18 protein-coding genes are annotated in these 18271 nt (G+C 61.0%); 13 read left to right on the top strand and 5 right to left on the bottom strand.

The window, feature by feature from the left end; genetic code table 11:
- Window positions 1-18: 18 nt before the first annotated feature.
- The 8 genes from AC3WOY_RS00315 (at window position 19) to AC3WOY_RS00280 (ending at window position 7912) form a co-directional block, all read left to right on the top strand.
- On the top strand, window positions 19-999 hold the full coding sequence (locus AC3WOY_RS00315; protein WP_492420198.1) for a Bug family tripartite tricarboxylate transporter substrate binding protein: 981 nt from the start codon (window positions 19-21) through the stop codon (window positions 997-999).
- 91 nt (window positions 1000-1090) lie between these two features.
- Window positions 1091-1792 (top strand): RraA family protein, encoded by a 702-nt coding sequence (locus tag AC3WOY_RS00310; protein ID WP_492420196.1) that lies wholly within the window; start codon window positions 1091-1093, stop codon window positions 1790-1792.
- On the top strand, window positions 1789-2727 hold the full coding sequence (locus AC3WOY_RS00305; protein WP_492420194.1) for a hydroxyacid dehydrogenase: 939 nt from the start codon (window positions 1789-1791) through the stop codon (window positions 2725-2727). Before AC3WOY_RS00310 ends, AC3WOY_RS00305 begins: the two co-directional genes overlap by 4 nt.
- A gap of 58 nt (window positions 2728-2785) precedes the next feature.
- The gene (locus tag AC3WOY_RS00300; RefSeq protein WP_492420192.1) at window positions 2786-3748 is read left to right on the top strand and encodes a Bug family tripartite tricarboxylate transporter substrate binding protein; all 963 of its coding nucleotides are present in this window, start codon (window positions 2786-2788) and stop codon (window positions 3746-3748) included.
- A gap of 9 nt (window positions 3749-3757) precedes the next feature.
- Window positions 3758-4681 (top strand): SMP-30/gluconolactonase/LRE family protein, encoded by a 924-nt coding sequence (locus tag AC3WOY_RS00295; RefSeq protein ID WP_492420190.1) that lies wholly within the window; start codon window positions 3758-3760, stop codon window positions 4679-4681.
- A gap of 69 nt (window positions 4682-4750) precedes the next feature.
- Entirely contained in the window at window positions 4751-5806 is a 1056-nt protein-coding gene (locus AC3WOY_RS00290) for a porin (RefSeq protein ID WP_492420189.1), read from the top strand.
- A 129-nt stretch (window positions 5807-5935) separates the two neighbouring features.
- The gene (locus AC3WOY_RS00285; RefSeq protein WP_492420188.1) at window positions 5936-6397 is read left to right on the top strand and encodes a tripartite tricarboxylate transporter TctB family protein; all 462 of its coding nucleotides are present in this window, start codon (window positions 5936-5938) and stop codon (window positions 6395-6397) included.
- A 12-nt stretch (window positions 6398-6409) separates the two neighbouring features.
- Window positions 6410-7912 carry a tripartite tricarboxylate transporter permease gene (locus AC3WOY_RS00280; protein ID WP_492420187.1) on the top strand — a complete coding sequence of 501 codons (1503 nt, stop codon included), beginning with the start codon at window positions 6410-6412 and terminating at the stop codon, window positions 7910-7912.
- A gap of 72 nt (window positions 7913-7984) precedes the next feature.
- Here AC3WOY_RS00280 and AC3WOY_RS00275 read toward each other — a convergent pair whose 3' ends face one another.
- From AC3WOY_RS00275 to AC3WOY_RS00260, 4 genes are read right to left on the bottom strand one after another with little or no spacing between them, the layout of a single operon-like run.
- Window positions 7985-8989 carry a branched-chain amino acid ABC transporter permease gene (locus tag AC3WOY_RS00275; RefSeq protein ID WP_492420185.1) on the bottom strand — a complete coding sequence of 335 codons (1005 nt, stop codon included), beginning with the start codon at window positions 8987-8989 and terminating at the stop codon, window positions 7985-7987.
- Between the two features lie 10 nt (window positions 8990-8999).
- Entirely contained in the window at window positions 9000-9884 is an 885-nt protein-coding gene (locus AC3WOY_RS00270) for a branched-chain amino acid ABC transporter permease (protein WP_492420183.1), read from the bottom strand.
- 34 nt (window positions 9885-9918) lie between these two features.
- Window positions 9919-10671, bottom strand: a complete 753-nt coding sequence (locus tag AC3WOY_RS00265) for an ABC transporter ATP-binding protein (protein ID WP_492420181.1) — start codon at window positions 10669-10671, stop codon at window positions 9919-9921.
- Window positions 10671-11444, bottom strand: coding sequence for an ABC transporter ATP-binding protein (locus tag AC3WOY_RS00260; RefSeq protein WP_492420179.1), 774 nt, complete (start codon window positions 11442-11444; stop codon window positions 10671-10673). Before AC3WOY_RS00260 ends, AC3WOY_RS00265 begins: the two co-directional genes overlap by 1 nt.
- A 464-nt stretch (window positions 11445-11908) precedes the next feature.
- On the opposite strand from AC3WOY_RS00260, the gene AC3WOY_RS00255 reads away from it, so the two are divergent.
- From AC3WOY_RS00255 to AC3WOY_RS00235, 5 genes are all read left to right on the top strand, one after another.
- The gene (locus AC3WOY_RS00255) at window positions 11909-13129 is read left to right on the top strand and encodes an ABC transporter substrate-binding protein (RefSeq protein WP_492420177.1); all 1221 of its coding nucleotides are present in this window, start codon (window positions 11909-11911) and stop codon (window positions 13127-13129) included.
- A 222-nt stretch (window positions 13130-13351) separates the two neighbouring features.
- Window positions 13352-14083, top strand: a complete 732-nt coding sequence (locus AC3WOY_RS00250) for a hypothetical protein (RefSeq protein WP_492420176.1) — start codon at window positions 13352-13354, stop codon at window positions 14081-14083.
- Window positions 14084-14140: 57 nt separating this feature from the next.
- Entirely contained in the window at window positions 14141-14518 is a 378-nt protein-coding gene (pcaC, locus tag AC3WOY_RS00245; protein WP_492420174.1) for a 4-carboxymuconolactone decarboxylase, read from the top strand.
- On the top strand, window positions 14515-15396 hold the full coding sequence (locus AC3WOY_RS00240; protein WP_492429113.1) for an NAD(P)-dependent oxidoreductase: 882 nt from the start codon (window positions 14515-14517) through the stop codon (window positions 15394-15396). Before pcaC ends, AC3WOY_RS00240 begins: the two co-directional genes overlap by 4 nt.
- A 7-nt stretch (window positions 15397-15403) precedes the next feature.
- Window positions 15404-16225: an N-acyl homoserine lactonase family protein gene (locus AC3WOY_RS00235; RefSeq protein WP_492420172.1), complete on the top strand. Its 822-nt coding sequence runs from the start codon at window positions 15404-15406 to the stop codon at window positions 16223-16225.
- 259 nt (window positions 16226-16484) lie between these two features.
- Here AC3WOY_RS00235 and AC3WOY_RS00230 read toward each other — a convergent pair whose 3' ends face one another.
- Window positions 16485-18143, bottom strand: coding sequence for a sigma-54 interaction domain-containing protein (locus AC3WOY_RS00230; RefSeq protein ID WP_492420170.1), 1659 nt, complete (start codon window positions 18141-18143; stop codon window positions 16485-16487).
- Window positions 18144-18271 lie beyond the last annotated feature (128 nt).

Genomic DNA, 18271 nt, shown 5'->3' with positions numbered 1-18271 from the left:
CTCGTCGAGGAGATTTTCATGAAAGCAATCAAGCACGTGCTCCCGCGCGTGGCGATTGCAGTCTGTTCCGTTGCCGCCGTCTCCGCCAGTGCCGCGGATGCATATCCTGCCAAGCCGATCCGCATGATCGTGCCGTTCCCGCCGGGCGGCGGCACCGATATCCTCGCGCGTGTCGTGGGAAATAAATTGGCGGAAACCAGGAAGTGGACCGTCGTGATCGACAACCGCCCCGGAGCAGGCGGCAACATTGGCATCGACCTCGCAGCGAAATCGCCCGCGGACGGCTACACCATCGTCATGGGGCAGACCAGCAACCTCGCCGTCAACGCCACGCTGTACTCCAAGCTGCCCTACAACCCGGAAAAGGATTTGACACCGATTACCACGGTGGCGACGGCTCCCCTGGTGCTTGTGGTGCCGGCGAACTCGCCATTCAAGACCATCGCCGACGTCATTGCCGCGGCCAAGGCCAAACCGGGCGACATTACCTTCGCTTCCCCCGGCAACGGGACTGTCGCGCACCTGACCGGCGAAATGATGCAGAAGGCAGCGGGAATCAAGTTGCAGCATGTTCCCTACAAGGGCTCGAACCAGGCAATCACCGACCTTATCGGCGGGCAGGTCCAGCTCTACATGTCTTCGATTCCTTCGGCGATCGCCCAGATCAAGGGCGGAAAAATCCGTGCCATCGTCGTAACCTCCGCGAAGCGCGCCGATGACCTTCCGCAAATTCCAACCCTTGCCGAATCGGGCTACAAGGACTTCGACGCGACCACCTGGTTTGGCTTCCTGGCCCCTGCGGGCACGTCGCCCGCCGTCATCGGCATGTTAAACGCCGAGATCAATAAGGTCCTGAAGCTGACGGACGTCATTGAAAAGATCGGTTCCGAAGGCGGCGACGTCACCGGCAGTACGCCGGAGCAATTCGCGGCATTGATCAAGTCCGACATCGCCAAGTGGGGCCGCATCGTCAAAGAGTCCGGCGCAAAGATCGACTGACCCGGCCGGCTCCTGACGCACCGAATACAGCGCCGGGCTTCCTGCGCCCGGTCATCGCTTGACCAACATATCCAACAGATCGAGAAGCAAAATGACTGAACTCACCAACCCATTGCCGGATGTCGTACGGGAGATCGAACGCGTGCCGGCGGATGTCGTCGCCCAGGCGGCCAAGTTCCAGGCAGCCATCCTGGCCGATGTCAACGGACGCCGCGGGGCGCTGCATGGACGCATCTCGCCCGTGTCGCCGACGATGAAAGTCGCGGGCCCGGCCATTACCGTCGATGTCCGTCCCGGCGACAACCTGATGGTCCATGCCGCCATGGCGATCGCCCAACCCGGCGATGTCCTCGTCATTGACGGCAAGGGCGACCAGACGTCGGCGCTGATGGGCGCAATCATGATGAACCAGTGCAAGGCCATGGGGCTTGCCGGCGTCGTGGTCGACGGCGCCATCCGCGATGTGGAAGAACTGCGTGAACTGGGATTCCCGGTGTTTTCCTTCGGTTCAAACCCGAACGGCCCGACCAAAGCCGTGTCGGGTCGCGTGAACTGGCCGGTCACGGTCGGTGGCGTGTCGGTGAAGCCGGGCGACCTGATCGTCGGCGACGCGGACGGCGTGGTGGTCATCGAGCGCGAAAAGGCGGCGTCGCTCCTGGCACCGGCTGCAAAGAAGCTCGACGACGAAACCAAGCGCATTCAAGGCATCCTGGAGCGCAAGCAACTGCGTCCGGGCTGGCTGGATGGTGCACTGCGCACCGCCGGCGTCCTGAAGGAAGGCGAAACGCTATGAACGGCGCGCACAAAGACGTCATCCTCGTCACTGGCGCCGACCTCGCGGCCGAAGCAGTCGCCATGCTTGGAGACTATGAACTGGTTTTTGCGGGCAAGGCGCCCGACGAAGACTGCCTGGTTGCGTTGTGCGAAAAGCATCAGCCGGTCGCGATCATCGTGCGTTACGGGAAGATCCCGGCACGCGTGATGGACGCCAGCAAGAAGCTGCGCGTGATTTCCAAGCATGGAACCGGGATCGATACCATCGATACCAAGGCCGCAGGCGAGCGCGGCATTGCGGTCAAGGCCGCCGCCGGGGCAAACGCGCCAGCCGTCGCCGAGCACACATGGGCGCTGATCTTTGCCTGCGCCAAGGAAGTCGTCTACCTGGACCAGCGCATGAGGGCAGGGCACTGGGACAAGGCGACCCACAAGAGCCTCGAGCTCAAGGGCAAGACGCTTGGCCTCATCGGCCTCGGTGCGATCGGGCTGCGCGTGGCCGAAGTCGGTGCCGCCCTTGGCATGAAGATCATTGCCCATGATCCATATGCCAGGACCACCCCTGACGGCGTGAGCAACTGTCCACTGGCAGATCTCTACAGGGAAGCCCATGTCGTGTCGCTGCATTGTCCGCTGACGGCGGACAACAGGAACATGATCAACCGGGAAAGCATCGCCATGATGCGCGACGGCGCCATCATCGTGAACACCGCGCGCGGCGGCCTGATCAACGAAGCCGACCTGATCGAAGCCCTGAACGCCCGCAAGCTGCGCGCGGCCGGCCTCGACAGTTTCCAGACCGAGCCGCTCGTGGGCGAACATGCCTTCAGCAAGGTCCCCAACGCCATCCTGTCGCCCCACATCGGCGGCGTGACCACGGACGCCTACATCGGCATGGGAACCGGCGCCGCCGGCAACGTGCTTGCCGTTCTCGACGCAGCTACGCCAACCTGAAAAAGAAGCGGGGATCCAACCCGCTCAAGTTCAACTTTCCAATACTGGATGAGACACCATGTCTATTCGCACTCTGCTCGCAGCGTCGATCGCTGCGCTTGCCTCCCTGAACACGTACGCAGCCGGCTACCCGGAAAAGCCGGTACGAATTGTCGTTCCCTACTCGCCCGGCGGTGCAGTTGACGTCGTCGCGCGCAAGGTCGCGCAGAAACTGCAGGAGCAGACCGGACAACCGTTCGTGATCGAAAACAAGCCGGGCGCGACCGGAACCATCGGAACCCAGGCCGTCGCGCGGGCCGAGCCGGACGGATACACGTTGCTCGCCATCGACAATACCTACTCGGTGCTGCCCTATGTGTTCAAGAAACTGCCGTGGGATCATGCCAAGGCGCTGACCCCCATTACGGTGGCGGCGTTCACACCAGTGGTGATCGCTGTACGCGGCGACTCGCCTCACAAGGACCTGAAATCCCTGGTGGCCGACGGCCGCGCCAACCCCGCGAAGCTCACTTACGGCACCGGCGGCGCCGGCAGCGCACCGCATTTCTCCGCCGAGGCGTTTGAACTGGCGGCCGGTGTCCAGTTCATGCACGTACCGTACAAAGGCGCGGGCGAAGCCATGACCGGTCTCATCTCCAATCAGATCGACATGCTGTTTGTCTCGACGCCGTCCGCAAGCTCCCAGATCAAGGGCGGCAAGGTGAAGGCGCTCGCGGTGAGCGGCAACAAACGGCTTGATGCCTTCCCGGCTATTCCGACCTTCGCCGAGGCCGGCTTCCCGGCATTTGGCGTCGTCAACTGGTCGGGCCTGGCCGCGCCGGCCGGAACACCGGACGAGGTCGTCAAGCGCCTGCATACCGAAGTCAGGAAGGCGCTTCAAACTCCGGACATGAAACAGTTCCTTGCATCGATGAGCGCGGAACCAGGGGGCATGGAACCTGCGGCATTCAGCAAGCTGATCAGTGAAGAGACCGCGCGCTGGCAGCCAGTCGCGGCCAAGGCCAACATCGAACGTCAATGAGCAAGCGCCATGTTTCTGCTCCAACAGCCGCTGGTAAGGACGGCGGAAACCTCTACGTCCATGCCGGACGAATTTCGAAAGAAGGGTACGCCCTCAGTGTGGGCCAATGCCAATCGCGGCGGCGCCCATATCGACTCCTTCCTTGAAGGGCCGGTGTTCGACGACGAAGGCAACCTCTTCGTCACTGACATTCCATTCGGACGCATCTTTCGCGTTAGCCCGCAGGGACAGTGGACGCTGGTTGCCGAATATGACGGCGAACCGAATGGCATGAAGTTCCTCGGTAAGTCGAGCCTTCTCATCGCCGATTACAAGAATGGCCTGGTCAATCTCGATGTTGCGAGCGGAAAAGTTGAACCTTACCTGGAGCGAAGGAATACGGAGCGCTTCAAAGGGATCAACGACCTGGTGTTCGATTCGAAGGGAAACCTGTACTTCACGGATCAAGGACAGACCGGGATGAGCGACCCCACCGGAAGGGTTTTCCGGCTCAGCCCATGCGGGCGGCTCGACGCGCTGATCACCAATGGGCCAAGTCCCAACGGAATCGTACTGTCCCCTGACGAGAAGTTTCTTTATGTGGCCATGACACGCGGGAACAGCGTCTGGCGCATGCCCCTGCTTGATGACGGCTCCGTCGGAAAGGTGGGGCAGTTTTTCACATCCTACGGCCCCAGTGGACCGGATGGGCTTGCGATGGATACGGAGGGACGCCTGATTGTCGCCAATCCCGGACTCGGCTACGCATGGGTGTTGAATCACCGTGGCGAGCCGGTCGAAGTCATTCGCAGTCCCCTGGGCGCATCGCTCACCAATATCGCGTTCGGAGGAGCCAACCGTATGACCGCATTCTTCACCGAGTCTGTGTCCGGCAGCGTATTGCAGGCGGAAATGTCGGTTCCCGGCAGTCCGGTCCATCGGCGTATCCAATGAGCGAAGGCTGGTTCTTTATGCCGTGAAATCGGCGCAATTTTTCTGATAAATCAAAAAGGGAGAGGCTGAATGAAGCAAAAACTGACGGTGATGGCGATCGGTGCCTTGATGGCTTCCGGCGCCGCCGCACAAACCAATGTCCAGATCTATGGCATCGCCGACATCGGCGTCGAATATCTCACCAACGCTGGCGGTACGCCGGCAAACGGCGAAAACCTGGTTCGCGTGGCAAGCGGCAACCTGTCGGGATCGCGTATCGGTTTCCGCGGCACCGAAGACCTCGGTGCCGGACTCAAGGCGATTTTCACGCTGGAGAACGGCTTTGAAGCGGATACCGGAGCGTTGGCGCAGGGCGGACGCCTGTTCGGGCGCAATGCATTCGTCGGGCTGCAGTCCGGCCTGGGCACGCTGACCTTCGGCCGCCAGCAGAATGCGCTGTACGACCTGATGATCAAGTATGACCCGATGACGTTCTCCGCGCGCTATTCCGCGCTCATGCATGACGCGACCTTCACCGGCCGCATCGACAACACCGTCAAGTACACCGGCAATGTTGGCGGGTTCACCGCGCAGGCATTTTATAGCTTCGGCCGCAATCTCGATGGCGAGGTTGCCGGCAATTCCCGCGTCTCGCGGAACATCGGGGGCGGGGTGAATTATGCAAACGGTCCGTTCGGCACCGGTGTCGCGTATGACCAGTTCCAGGGCAATACCATCGCGACACAAGGCCAAAGTGCAAAGCGGATCATGGCTGGTGCCAGCTATGCCCTCGGTGATGTCAAGCTCTTCGGCGCGTACCGCTGGCTCAAGGACGAAATCGTTGCCGCAGGCACGCCGGCAACGCGTGCGGACATGTACTGGATCGCCGCCTCCTACAAGGCGACGCCTGCGCTCGTCGTCAACGGCGCAGTGTACCGGACCGATCGCAAGGGGTCGCAGGCCGATCCGACCAGCTATGTCCTTTCGACCGTCTACTCGCTGTCGAAGCGCACGGATGTCTATGGCAATCTCGGCTTGTCCCGCAACAAGTCGGGATCGAACCTTGGCTTGAGCGGATTCGGTTCGACGATCCTGGCGGGAGAGAACCAGACGGGTGTCCTCCTGGGCGTACGTCACCGTTTTTGATTCCTTGCCGCTCGATATGCCGCGCGCGTCTCGCGCGCGGCGAAATTGCAGTTCAATCCAAAAAGTTGGAGACACAGTGAATCCATCCCATTCGACCGACACCCGGCCGGTTCCCTGCGGAGGCATCCGATGACCTCTGCCATTAAAGGTCCGCGCGACTTCTGGACCGGTATCTGGTATGCCGCCTTTGGCAGCGCGACCGTCCTGACAGGAAGCGAATACGGCCTGGGTACCGCCACCCGGATGGGCCCGGGCTATTTCCCTGTGATGCTCGGCAGCCTTCTCGTCGTCATCGGGATCGTCTCCTTGATCAGGTCGTTCTTGCGACGTGGCGAGCCCATCGGAAAGTTTGCCTTGAAACAGGCGGCCCTGATCCTGGGATCCGTATTGCTTTTTGGCCTGCTCGTGCGTCCCGCAGGCTTGGTGATTGCGCTCATTGTGCTGGTCGTCGGCGCGTCCTTTGCCAGCGAAAAATTCAACTTTAAAACGGCGCTGCTTTTGTCCGCAGGACTGGTCGCGTTCAGCTCGCTGGTCTTCGTCAAGGGGCTCGGCGTGCCCTTGCCTTTGTTCGGTTCGTGGTTTGGCGCGTAAGGAAAGATCGAAATGGAATTGCTTGCGAATCTCTCGCTCGGTTTTGACACCGCGCTGACGCTCACCAACCTTGTCTACTGTCTTGGCGGCGTCTTCCTTGGCACCGCGATTGGCGTTCTTCCAGGCCTCGGTCCGGTGGCGACGATTGCGATGCTCCTGCCCGTCACATTCGGCCTTCCGCCGGTCTCGGCACTGATCATGCTCGCCGGGATCTTCTATGGCGCGCAGTACGGGGGATCCACTACCGCCATCCTGGTGAACCTCCCGGGTGAAGCGGCATCGGTCGTCACCGCGCTCGACGGCTACAAGATGGCGCGAAAGGGCCACGCCGGCAAGGCGCTGGCGACGGCCGCCATCGGGTCTTTCATCGCCGGGACAATTGCGACCCTGCTGATCGCCCTGTTTGCACCGCCCTTGGCGGAAGTGGCATTGAACTTTGGCCCGGCGGAATACTTTGCGCTGATGGTGCTTGGCCTGGTCGCCTCCATTGTCCTTGCGCACGGATCGCTGCTGCATGCCGTCGGCATGATCGTCGTCGGTCTCATCCTTGGCCTGGCGGGCACCGACGTGAACTCGGGCACCGCACGTTTCAACTTCGGCCTGCCCGAGCTGTCCGACGGCATCGGCTTTGTGACCGTTGCCATGGGCATGTTCGGTATCGGCGAAATCATCCGCAACCTCGAGCACGATGAGCACCGCAGCGTCATGATCAGCAAGGTAACCGGGCTGATGCCGACCAGGGAGGATTGGAAAGCGATCATCGGACCGATCCTGCGCGGCACCGGGCTGGGTTCCTTGCTCGGGATCTTGCCTGGCGGAGGCGCACTGCTGGCCTCGTTTGCCGCCTATTCGTTCGAAAAGAAATACTCGAAGAATTCGGCGCAGTTCGGCAATGGCGCCATCGAAGGCGTCGCGGCACCGGAGGCCGCGAACAACGCCGGCGCCCAGACCTCGTTCATTCCGATGCTGACGCTCGGAATCCCCTCGAATCCGGTCATGGCGCTCATGGTCGGCGCAATGATCATCCAGGGAATCCAGCCGGGACCGGCGGTGATGACCGAGCAGCCTGCGCTGTTCTGGGGGCTGATTGTCTCGATGTGGATAGGCAACGTATTCCTCGTCATCCTGAACCTGCCGATGATCGGCCTTTGGGTCAAGATGATCACCGTTCCCTACCATGTCTTGTATCCGGCCATCCTCGTTTTCTGCGGTATCGGGGTCTTCAGCTTGAATAACACCGATTTCGACATCTTCCTGATGGTCCTGTTCGGCGTGGTCGGGTACTTTTCCTCCAAGCTCGGCGCGGAACCGGCGCCCATGTTGCTTGGCTTCATCCTCGGCCCCATGATGGAGGAATACCTTCGCCGCGCCATGCTGCTGTCCAAGGGCGATGCCACGGTCTTCATCTCGCGTCCGCTCAGCGCCGTCCTGCTGTCGCTGGCGTTGGCCGCAATGGCAATGGTCTTGCTGCCGGCGATGCGCAAGCGGCGCGAGGAAGCGTTTCAGGAAGAATGACGAGAGGCGAGGGCGGTCCCAATGCAGGCGCCCGGCCAATGTGCCGGGGCCGTGTCGTGGAGCCGCCGAGGATCAGGCAGCGGCGGCCCTGGCGGCCGCATTGGCCGTCTTCCGCCGGTGCGTCCCGGCAAGCACGGCAAGTTCACCGACAATGCCGCGACGGAAGGCGAGCACGCAGACGATAAAGATCAGGCCGGTAACGATGGTGACTGACTCACCAATCGAGCGGAACCACTCGATGCCGGTCACCACTGCCATCCAGTTGCCGAAATCGCCGAGCTTGTTTTCCAGGGCGATGATGACCACCGCGCCAACGATGGGCCCGGTAAGCGTGCCGAGACCGCCGACCAGCGTCATCAGAACCACCAGACCTGACATCGACCAGTGTACGTCGGTGAGCGTTTCAAAACCCAGCACGACGGTCTTGAGCCCGCCCGCGAGACCCGCAAGCGCGCCGGAGAGTACGAAGGCCAGCAGCTTGTAACGGTGCACGTCATAACCCAGCGAGACCGCACGCGGCTCGTTTTCCTTCACCGCTTTCAGGACCTGGCCAAAGGGTGAGTGGACGATGCGCATGATCATTGCAAACGCGCCCACAAAGATCGCGAGAACCAGGTAATAGAGCACCATGTCATTGCCCAGGCTGATCGCGCCGAGGAGGTTGCCGCGCGGCACGCCCTGCAGTCCATCCTCGCCACCGGTGAAGGGCGCCTGCAGCGCAACGAAGTACAGCATCTGCGCCAGAGCCAGCGTGATCATCGTGAAGTAGATGCCCTGGCGGCGGATAGCGAGTCCGCCCATGATCAACCCAATCAGTGCGGCCACCGCCATCCCCGCCAGCAAGCCAAGCTCGAACGGCCATCCCCATACCTTCAACACATGGCCGGCAACATACCCCGCGCCGCCGAAGAAGGCGGCATGGCCGAAGGACAGCAATCCCGTAAATCCGATCAACAGGTTGAATGCGCAGGCAAACAGGGCAAAGCACAGCACCTTCATCAGAAAGACCGGATAGATGAACGTCGGTGCGATCAGCGCCGCCAGGAGGACAATGCCGTAGGAATATTTCTTGTTCATGCGGAACTCCTTATTTCTCTTTGCCAAACAGTCCCGCAGGACGCAGCATGAGGACAATGGCCATGATGATGAATACCACCGTGGCCGACAGTTCTGGATAAAACACCCGGGTAAGGCCTTCGATCACGCCAAGGCCCAGTCCGGTGACGATGGAGCCCAGGATGGAACCCATGCCGCCGATCACCACTACCGCGAACACGACGATGATCAGGTTCGAGCCCATCAGCGGCGACACCTGGATCACCGGTGCGGCGAGCACGCCGGCGAAGGCAGCGAGCGCCACGCCGAAGCCGTAGGTCAGCGTCACCATCATCGGCACGTTGATGCCGAAGGCTTCCACCAGTTTCGGGTTTTCCGTACCTGCGCGCAGGTAGGCGCCGAGCTTGGTCTTCTCGATCACGAACCAGGTGGCAAGGCAGACCACCAGCGAAGCCAGCACCACCCAGGCGCGGTACTTCGGCAGGATCATGAAGCCGAGGTTGAATGCGCCGGAAAGTGCCTCAGGCACCGAATACGGCTGCCCCGACACGCCGTAGAAGGAGCGGAACAGGCCTTCCAGCATCAGGGTGATGCCGAAGGTCAGCAGCAAGCCGTACAGGTGGTCGAGCTTGTACAGGTGCTTGAGCATGGTCTTTTCGATGACCACGCCGAAAGCGCCGGTCAGGACCGGGGCAGCCGCGAGCATCACCCAGTAGTTGGCGTCGAAATAGGTGAGCCCCATCCAGGCGAGGAAGGCGCCGACCATGTACAACGCGCCATGGGCGAAGTTGATGACGTTGAGCAAGCCGAAGATGACCGCCAGTCCGAGCGAAAGCATGGCGTAGAAGGACCCGTTGACCAGGCCGAGCAGAAGCTGGCTCAGCATGGCCTGCAGGGGAATGCCGAATATTTCCATGTTAGTAAACCCTAATGAGAGATCGCGGACAGCGTTACACGCCGAGCAATTCGTTGAGCACATCCATCTTGCTGTCCAGCTGGCTGGCTGCAAAGTGCTCGACGATCTGGCCGTGCTCCATCACGTAGAAGCGGTCGGCCAGCGGGGCGGCAAAGCGGAAGTTTTGCTCGACCATCACGATGGTGTAACCCTTGGCCTTGAGCGTCGTGATCATGCGCGCCAAGGCTTGCACAATGACCGGGGCCAGGCCTTCCGAGATTTCATCGAGAAGCAGCAATCTCGCTCCGGTGCGGAGGATACGCGCGACTGCCAGCATCTGCTGTTCGCCGCCTGACAGGCGTGTTCCCTGGCTATGGCGCCGTTCGGCGAGATTCGGGAACATCGCGTAGATCTCTTCGACCGGCATCCCCTTGTCGGTCCTGGATACCAGTGGCGGCAGCATCAGGTTCTCTTCTGTCGAGAGCGAGGAAAAGATGCCGCGCTCTTCCGGACAATACCCCACTCCCAGGTGCGCCACCTGGAAGGTCGGCAAGGAGATGGATTCGACGCCATTCACCTTGACGGAGCCGGTGCGGCGTCCGGTCAGGCCCATGATCGCGCGCAAGGTGGAGGTGCGGCCGGCGCCATTGCGCCCCAGCAGCGTCACTACCTCGCCGCGTTGCACGCTCAGGTTCACGTCATGCAGGATGTGCGATTCGCCATACCATGCCTTGAGATCCTTGATTTCGAGGGCATTGAGCCTGCTCTCGCAGCGGCCGGCGGTGAAATTTTCAGTGACGGCATTCATCAATGCGCTCCTTCCAGTACGCCGGTGGTTGTGCCCATATAAGCTTCCATGACTTGGGCATTGCCGGACACGTCGGCATAACTGCCTTCCGCCAGTACTGCGCCGCGCTGCAGTACAGTGATGCGGTCGCAAATGCCTGACACGACCGCCATGTTGTGTTCGACCATCAGGATGGTCCGCCCGGCCGACACTTTTTTGATCAGCTCGGTGACGCGGTGCACGTCTTCATGCCCCATGCCTTGCGTCGGCTCGTCCAGCAGCATCAGTTCGGGTTCCATCGACAGCGTGGTAGCGATTTCCAGCGCACGCTTGCGGCCATAGGGCAAGTCCACCGTCAATGCGTCTGCAAAGCGCTCAAGATCGACCTCGGCCAGAAGTTGCATCGCACGGTCATTCAACTGCGTCAGCGTTGCCTCGCTCTTCCAGAAGTGAAAGGTCGTGCCCAATGTACGTTGCAGCCCGACCCGCACGTTCTCCAGCACGGTCAGATGCGGGAACACGGCTGAAATTTGGAACGACCGGATGATTCCGCGCCGGGCGATCTGTGCTGCAGGAACGTCGGTGATGTCCTCTCCGTTGAACAAGATCCGGCCTTCAGTCGCGGTCAAGAACCGCGTGAGCAAGTTGAAGCAGGTCGTCTTGCCCGCCCCGTTGGGTCCGATCAACGCGTGGATGTCACCACGCCGCACCCGCAGGTTCACATCGTTTACCGCTGTGAACCCCTTGAATTCCTTGGTGAGATTCCTCGTCTCCAAGATGATGTCTTCTACCATCACTTCTCCTGTTCTCTCTCTTGATACATATTGCTTGCAGCTAAGCCGATGCCGGGATTGCAACAAGCATGCCAGCGCCGAGAGCAATATGCCGTCACCTCTTCCTCGATTGGCGTCATCAGCGGTGGCGGCTTTTGACGTTGCGCATCCCCAAGGCAGCGATCCAAGGGAAGTGTCATCTCCGTGAACATACAGCCAACATGAATGTGTATGCGCCAAACACACTTGCCGCATATCGAAGCCGAAAACTGGCGATTTACCGTGGTTCCGGCGGATGGAACGGTATTTGCAAACCATCACGGCAGGCAACTGCCTCAAGCCAGGCGGCGCCGAACTTCCTGAGGAACGCAGGAGACATCGCGGATAAGGTGCCGGGCATCCGCGAACGGATCGCGCGAGAAAACGCTGGCAAGCTGCACCATCTCGCGCAAGCACCCACTCAACTACAACACGGAGAGCACTTCATGAAGCAGGTCGCACGTATCGCAATGACCGCAATGGCCACTGCAGCCGCCACCCTTGTATCGGGTACCGCAGCAGCACAGATTTCCGACGATGTCGTGAAGATCGGCGTCATCGTCGACAAGACCGGCGTCTATTCCGCCAATGGAGGTCCGGGCGGCGTGAGGGCCGTCGAAATGGCAGTCAAGGACTTTGGCGGCATGGTCAACGGCAAGAAGATCGAGATTGTGTCAGCCGACTACCAGAACAAGGTCGACATCGCCCTGTCCAAGGCCCGCGAGTGGCTCGATGTCGACAAGATGGACATGATCATTGAATCCACCGATTCGGCGGCTTCCATCGCGATGCAGAAGCTGGGCGCCGAAAAGAAGCGCGTCATGATCTTTGCCGGTTCGGCCACCACCGCACTCACGAACAAGGAATGCTCGCCATACGGCGTGCACTATGTGTATGACACCTATGCATTGGCTACCGGCACCGGGCGCGCGGTCGTCCAGGACGGCGGCGACAGCTGGTATTTCATCACCGCCGATTATGCCTTTGGCTCCTCGCTCGAGAAGGACACCACGCGCGTCGTCCAGGACCTGAAAGGCAAGGTTCTGGGCACCATCAAGCATCCATTGTCGGCCCCGGACTTTTCCTCCTTCTTGCTGCAGGCGCAGGCGTCCAAGGCCAAGGTGATCGGCCTGGCCAACGCCGGCAAGGACACACAGAATTCAGTGCGTCAGGCTGCCGAGTTCGGCATCGTCAATAGCGGGCAGAAACTGGCCACGCTGCTGGTTTTCGATACCGACATCAAGGGACTCGGCCTGAAGACCGCACAGGGGCTGCTGTTTACCACAGGCTTCTACTGGGACTACAACGACGAGACGCGGAAGTGGTCACGCCGCTTCTATGATGTGCACAAGGCGATGCCTACCATGATCCAGGCCGGCATGTATTCCGCCACCATGCACTATCTGAAGTCCATCCAGGCAACCGGCACCGACAACGCCGATGCGGTGATGAAGAAGATGAAAGAGACCGAGATCAATGACTTCTTCGCCAAGGGCGGCCGTATCCGGGAAGACGGACGCATGATCCACGATATGTATCTCGCCGAAGCCAAGAAGCCCAGCGAGTCCAAGGAAGAGTGGGACATCATGAAGATCAAGAGCGTCATCCCGCGCGACCAGGCTTTCCAGCCCCTGTCGGAGAGCACCTGCCCGCTGGTCAAGAAGTAATCCAATTGACGGCGGCGCAAGGCGCCGCCGTCATCTTATCGATTGCACGCCATCGAATGAAGACGAAAATTTCGACACCACCACCGAGCAAGGAGCAGGTCAGGAACTGGTTGTGCCAGCGCCGCCTCTCCGCCGTCCCGCTGCCCGATCCGGAGCAGATACGCCGTGAGCTTGGATGGGTAGTGCGGGTGGAACATACTTCAACGGGGGAAATGCATGGGCATGGTCGAAGCGAATGTTGACGCCCCGCCATCCACGTCAGGACAACACCGCCGGCCGGGCGTGCTGTTTGTGTTGAATGACGTCCCGAAAGGGATGGATGAGGAATTTACGCGCTGGTACCAGCAGGAACACCTGACTGAGCGCCTCGCACTTCCTGGTTTCCGGCGAGCGAGGCGTTATCGCTCGGTCGACGGACAGCCCAATTACATGGTCGTCTATGACTGCGATACCGTACAGACACTGGCGTCGCAACCGTACCTCAATCGTCTTGCGCACCCCTCGTCGTGGACGCAGAAAATCATGCCGCATTTTCTCAACATGGAGCGATCCGCCTGCAGCGAGACCTGGTCAACCGGCGAGGGCATGGGTGGCTCGGCAATCGTCACCCACTGCAAGCCCATTCACGGCCGGGAAGAAGATGCCCGGCGCTTTATCCGCGACGAGCTCGGACCGCGCCTGATGCAGAACCCCTGTATCGTCCGCCTCGCATTGTGGGAAACCGATGCCGGCGTGACCGGCAAGCCGAGCGGGGAGCGCAAACTGCGCCCCGGCAAAGATGCCATCGCCGACTGGGTGCTGTTTATCGAGTGTACCGATCTCGGCCAGGTCGCGCTGGCCCTGCATACCCACGTGCTGGCAGGCGAGGGCGCCCGCACAGGACTGCTGCTGGGATCCTGGCTGCGTTACCAGTTGATTTACGAGCGCCATTCGACCGGTGCGTCGCCTGCATAGCAAGGCTGGCAGCATCGGTACGCCTACAACCTAACTTCGTTATTGCAAAGGAACGCCATGAACAAGGAACTCTTCGACAAAGGCCTGCAGACGCGCCGTGAAGTGCTCGGCGCGGAATATGTTGATGCTTCGATCAAGAATGCGGACGACTTCAACATGCCCATGCAGGAACTCGTCACGCAATACTGCTGGGGGGATGTCTGGAACCGTCCCGGCCTCGACCGCCGCACGCGCAGCTTCCTCAATCTCGCGATGTTGACAGCCCTCAACCGTCCGCACGAACTCAAGCTGCATGTGCGCGGAGCAATCAATAATGGCCTCACCAGGGAAGAGATCAAGGAAGTGTTCCTCCAGACCGCGATTTACTGCGGCGTGCCGGCGGCCATCGATGCCTTCCGCACTGCGAAGGAAGTGTTCAAGGAAATGGGCATCTGATGAATATCGGCTTTATCGGACTGGGCATGATGGGCGCCCCGATGGCCCATTTGCTGGCGCTGGGTGGGCACAGGTTGCGCGTGATGGATTTGAACGCAGCAGCGACGGCGCGCTTTGTGGCGGAGCACGAGGGGGCCAGTGCGGCTGCCACGCTTCAGGATTTCAGCGACGCGCAGGTTCTCATCACCATGCTGCCCGACTCCAATGCCGTGGAGTCTGTCGTGCTGGGCAAGGATGGGATGCAAGGACTGGATGGCATCCTGCGTCCGGGAAGCGTCATCATCGACATGAGCTCGTCCGAACCGGTCCGCTCGCGCCAGCTGGCAGGACTCCTGGCTGGCCGCGGCTTCCGCTTTCTTGACGCGCCGGTCTCGGGCGGCGTGAAGAGGGCGGTGGCGGGCACCCTGGCTATTATGGTCGGAGGCGACGAAGAGGTTCTGGCGGCCATGGCGCCGGTGCTGAACCTGCTGGGAAAATGCACCCACGTCGGCGCCGCGGGCGCCGGCCATGCGATGAAGGCGTTGAACAATTATGTATCGGCTGCCGGCCTCGTGGCCACGGTGGAGGCATTGCATGCGGGCCAAGCCTTCGGTCTGGACCCGCGCGTGATGGTATCGGTGCTCAATGCATCGACCGGCAAGAACAATACCACCGAAAACAAGGTCAACCAGTTCATGCTCTCTGGCGCGTACAACTCGGGCTTTTCCCTGGCCCTGATGGCCAAGGATCTCGGCATTGCCGTGGACCTTGGGAAGTCGCTGGGCGAGCCCATGCCGCTCGGCGAAGAGGTGCTGCAGATCTGGCGGGATGCCAATGAGGCGCTGGGCAAGGCCGCCGATCACACCGAGATGTATCGCTACTCTCCACCGAAAAATTGACCGAACCATGGCGACCGGCCTGCCAGTCTATGAAGTGTTCGCACTGCGTTACGCGACGGTAGCGCGGCGACGTCCCGAAAATTTCATGGTGCATGACCCGCACGATGGGCCGATGCCAATGGACTACTATGTCTGGGTCATCAGGGGGGATGGGCGCACTTTGCTGGTGGACACCGGTTTCAACAAGGCAGCCGCCGACGCCCGCAAGCGGATCTTCCTGCGTTGCCCGATCGGTGCGTTGTCGGCGCTTGGCCTTTCGGCGGCACAGGTGAGCGATGTGATCATCACCCACCTGCATTACGACCATGCAGGCAACGTCAACCTGCTGCCGGGAGCGCGCATTCATCTTCAGGAAAAGGAACTGCAATACGCCACCGGCCGCTACATGACGCATCCGCTCCTGCGCCACGCGTTCGCGGTGGACGATGTCGTGGAGGTCGTGAGGGGCGTGTTCAGCGACCGCATCTGCTTCCATGACGGCGATGCAGAGGTCGCGGCAGGGATCCAGCTCGTGCTGGTTGGCGGGCATACTGCCGGATTGCAGGCCGTGCGGGTGCATACCGCGCGTGGCTGGGTAGTGCTGGCGTCGGATGCCTCGCATTTCTACGAGAATATCCATTGCGCTTCGCCTTTCCCTATCGTGCTGCACGTGGGCGAAATGCTTGACGGTTATCGCCGTCTGCTGTCGTTGGCGGAAACGCCGGACCACCTCGTGCCCGGCCATGATCCACTGGTGCTCACGCGCTATCCGCGCGTCGGCGACCCCGCCAACGAGGTGGTGAAACTGCATGCACCACCGCTTGCGCCGTTAGAGGGTGTTATGAACTAGGGAAGGGGGCGCGTTCGGTCGAGAAGGGATGCAGTGCTAGGCGCGGCGCGCCGCTCAGACTGGGCGTCTGAGCAAGCGGCGCAACAACGCAATGCGTCCCTTCTCGACCGAACCCGGAGGGCAGCCCCGAGAACCGGCCGCCTGCGGTGTTGCAGCTCCTTGCCGTGGAACCACCACGGCGCGTCGCTGCGCCTTGCATTCGGCCGGTTCTCGGGGCTGCGCGCCCCCTTCCCTAGTTCATAACACCCTCCAGAACTGCTCAGCTAGGTTCCGCCTCTTCGTCCGAGAGCTTCTTGTAGAGGTAGGCGCGCGAGATCCCGAGTTCCTCCGCGACCTTTTTCTTGTTGCCCTTGTGCCTGATCATTGCATCGCGGATCATCGTCTTTTCCATTTCATCGATGGCATCCTGGATCTTTCCTGGGGCGGCGGTTCGCGGGGCGGCATCCGCAGCCGGTGCCGGACGTTCGATGACCTCCTGGGACATCAGGCGGAAGTTGTCGAGCGTAATTTCCGGACCATCGCAGAAGATGGCTGCCTTTTCGACTTCATGCAGCAACTGGCGCACATTGCCCGGCCACGGCAATTCCTTGAGGTAAGCATAGACGCGCGCGTCTACCCCCTTGATCGAGGTGCGATGTCGATCGGCAAATGCGGCCAGGAAGCTCTGCACCAGTTCCGGAATGTCTTCCGGGCGCTCGCGCAGGCTCGGCATGCGGATGGTGACGCCACTGATGCGGTAGTACAGGTCGAGGCGGAACTCGCCGTTGGCAATCATTTCCTGGAAATTGCGGTTGGTCGCGCTGATGAGGCGGAAGTCCGAGTGGCGCGGGCGGTCGCCGCCCACACGCTCGAAGATGCCGTCCTGCAGGACGCGCAACAGCTTGACCTGCACCTCGGCCGGCATATCGCCAATCTCGTCGAAGAACAGCGAGCTCTGGTCGGCGAGTTCGAACTTGCCCTTGCGGCCCTTCTTCTCGGCGCCGGTGAAGGCGCCGGCTTCATAGCCGAACAGTTCGCTTTCGACCAGCGAGGCGGGCAGGGCGGCGGCATTCACGAACACCATAGGATTTTCGCTGCGCTGGCTCAACGCATGGATCGCGTGCGCGGCCAGTTCCTTGCCGGTACCGCTCTCGCCGATGATCAGCACCGGTACAGCCAGCGGCGCAACCTTGGCAATGTCCGCCTTGAGCTGGCGTATGGCGTCACTCTTGCCGACCATCTTGTCCAGGCCGAAGGTCCGGCGTTTGAGACCGGTAAGTTCGCTGCGGTAAAACTCGACCTCCGAGCGCAGCTTGACCACTTCCTTGCTGAGTTCGACCAGGGTTTCCGGGCCCTTGAACATCACCCGGCCCAGCGCGCCGACTATCTTGCCGTTGTCAGTCAGAGGGATGCGCGCGACGACCCGCGTAATGCCCCCCATTTCCTGCAGCTTGCCGATCTCGGCCTTGCCGGTACGCACCACCTCATGCAGGTTGGTGTTCTCGATGACGTCGGTGACCTTCTTGCCGATTGCCTCGCCATGTTCGATGCCGAAGAAGCGTTCATGGACCGGCGGGATGTACCGGAGCCGCGCCTGGTCATCGACCACCACGACCGACTCGTAGGGATTGTTCAGGAAGTAGTCGAAGACCACGTGCGCGAAGTCGACGTTGGCGACGAAATCAAACAAGGTGGACTTGCTGGATGCATTCTGAATGAAGAACAGCGTCGCATCCTCGCTCGACCGGAAGCTTGCAATCAGCTTCGGATCGCCATCGATTGCCATCATTCCCCGGCGGCGACCATCGTTGCGGTAGCGCATGAGAACGCGCTGCTGGACGGCATCGTCGCGTGCAAAGCCGGTGGCGCACGTTACTTCGCCCTTGTTATCCAGAACCAGCACGCCGAAGGCGAAGGGATCGATGTTTTTTGTCTCCATGTTTATACGACTGTCTTTATTGAATACAGAACGGGTTGCGATGATTGTCTCCCAAAAAGACACTTTCTGCTGTTGCTCCGATCGCTCGCGGGACGGATTCACTCCGGGAACGCCATCTCCGCAGGGCG

This window comes from Noviherbaspirillum sp. FW303-A3, from assembly GCF_058788695.1.
Note: the sequence above shows the minus strand (reverse complement) of the source record. Positions and strands in the feature narration are given on the sequence as shown.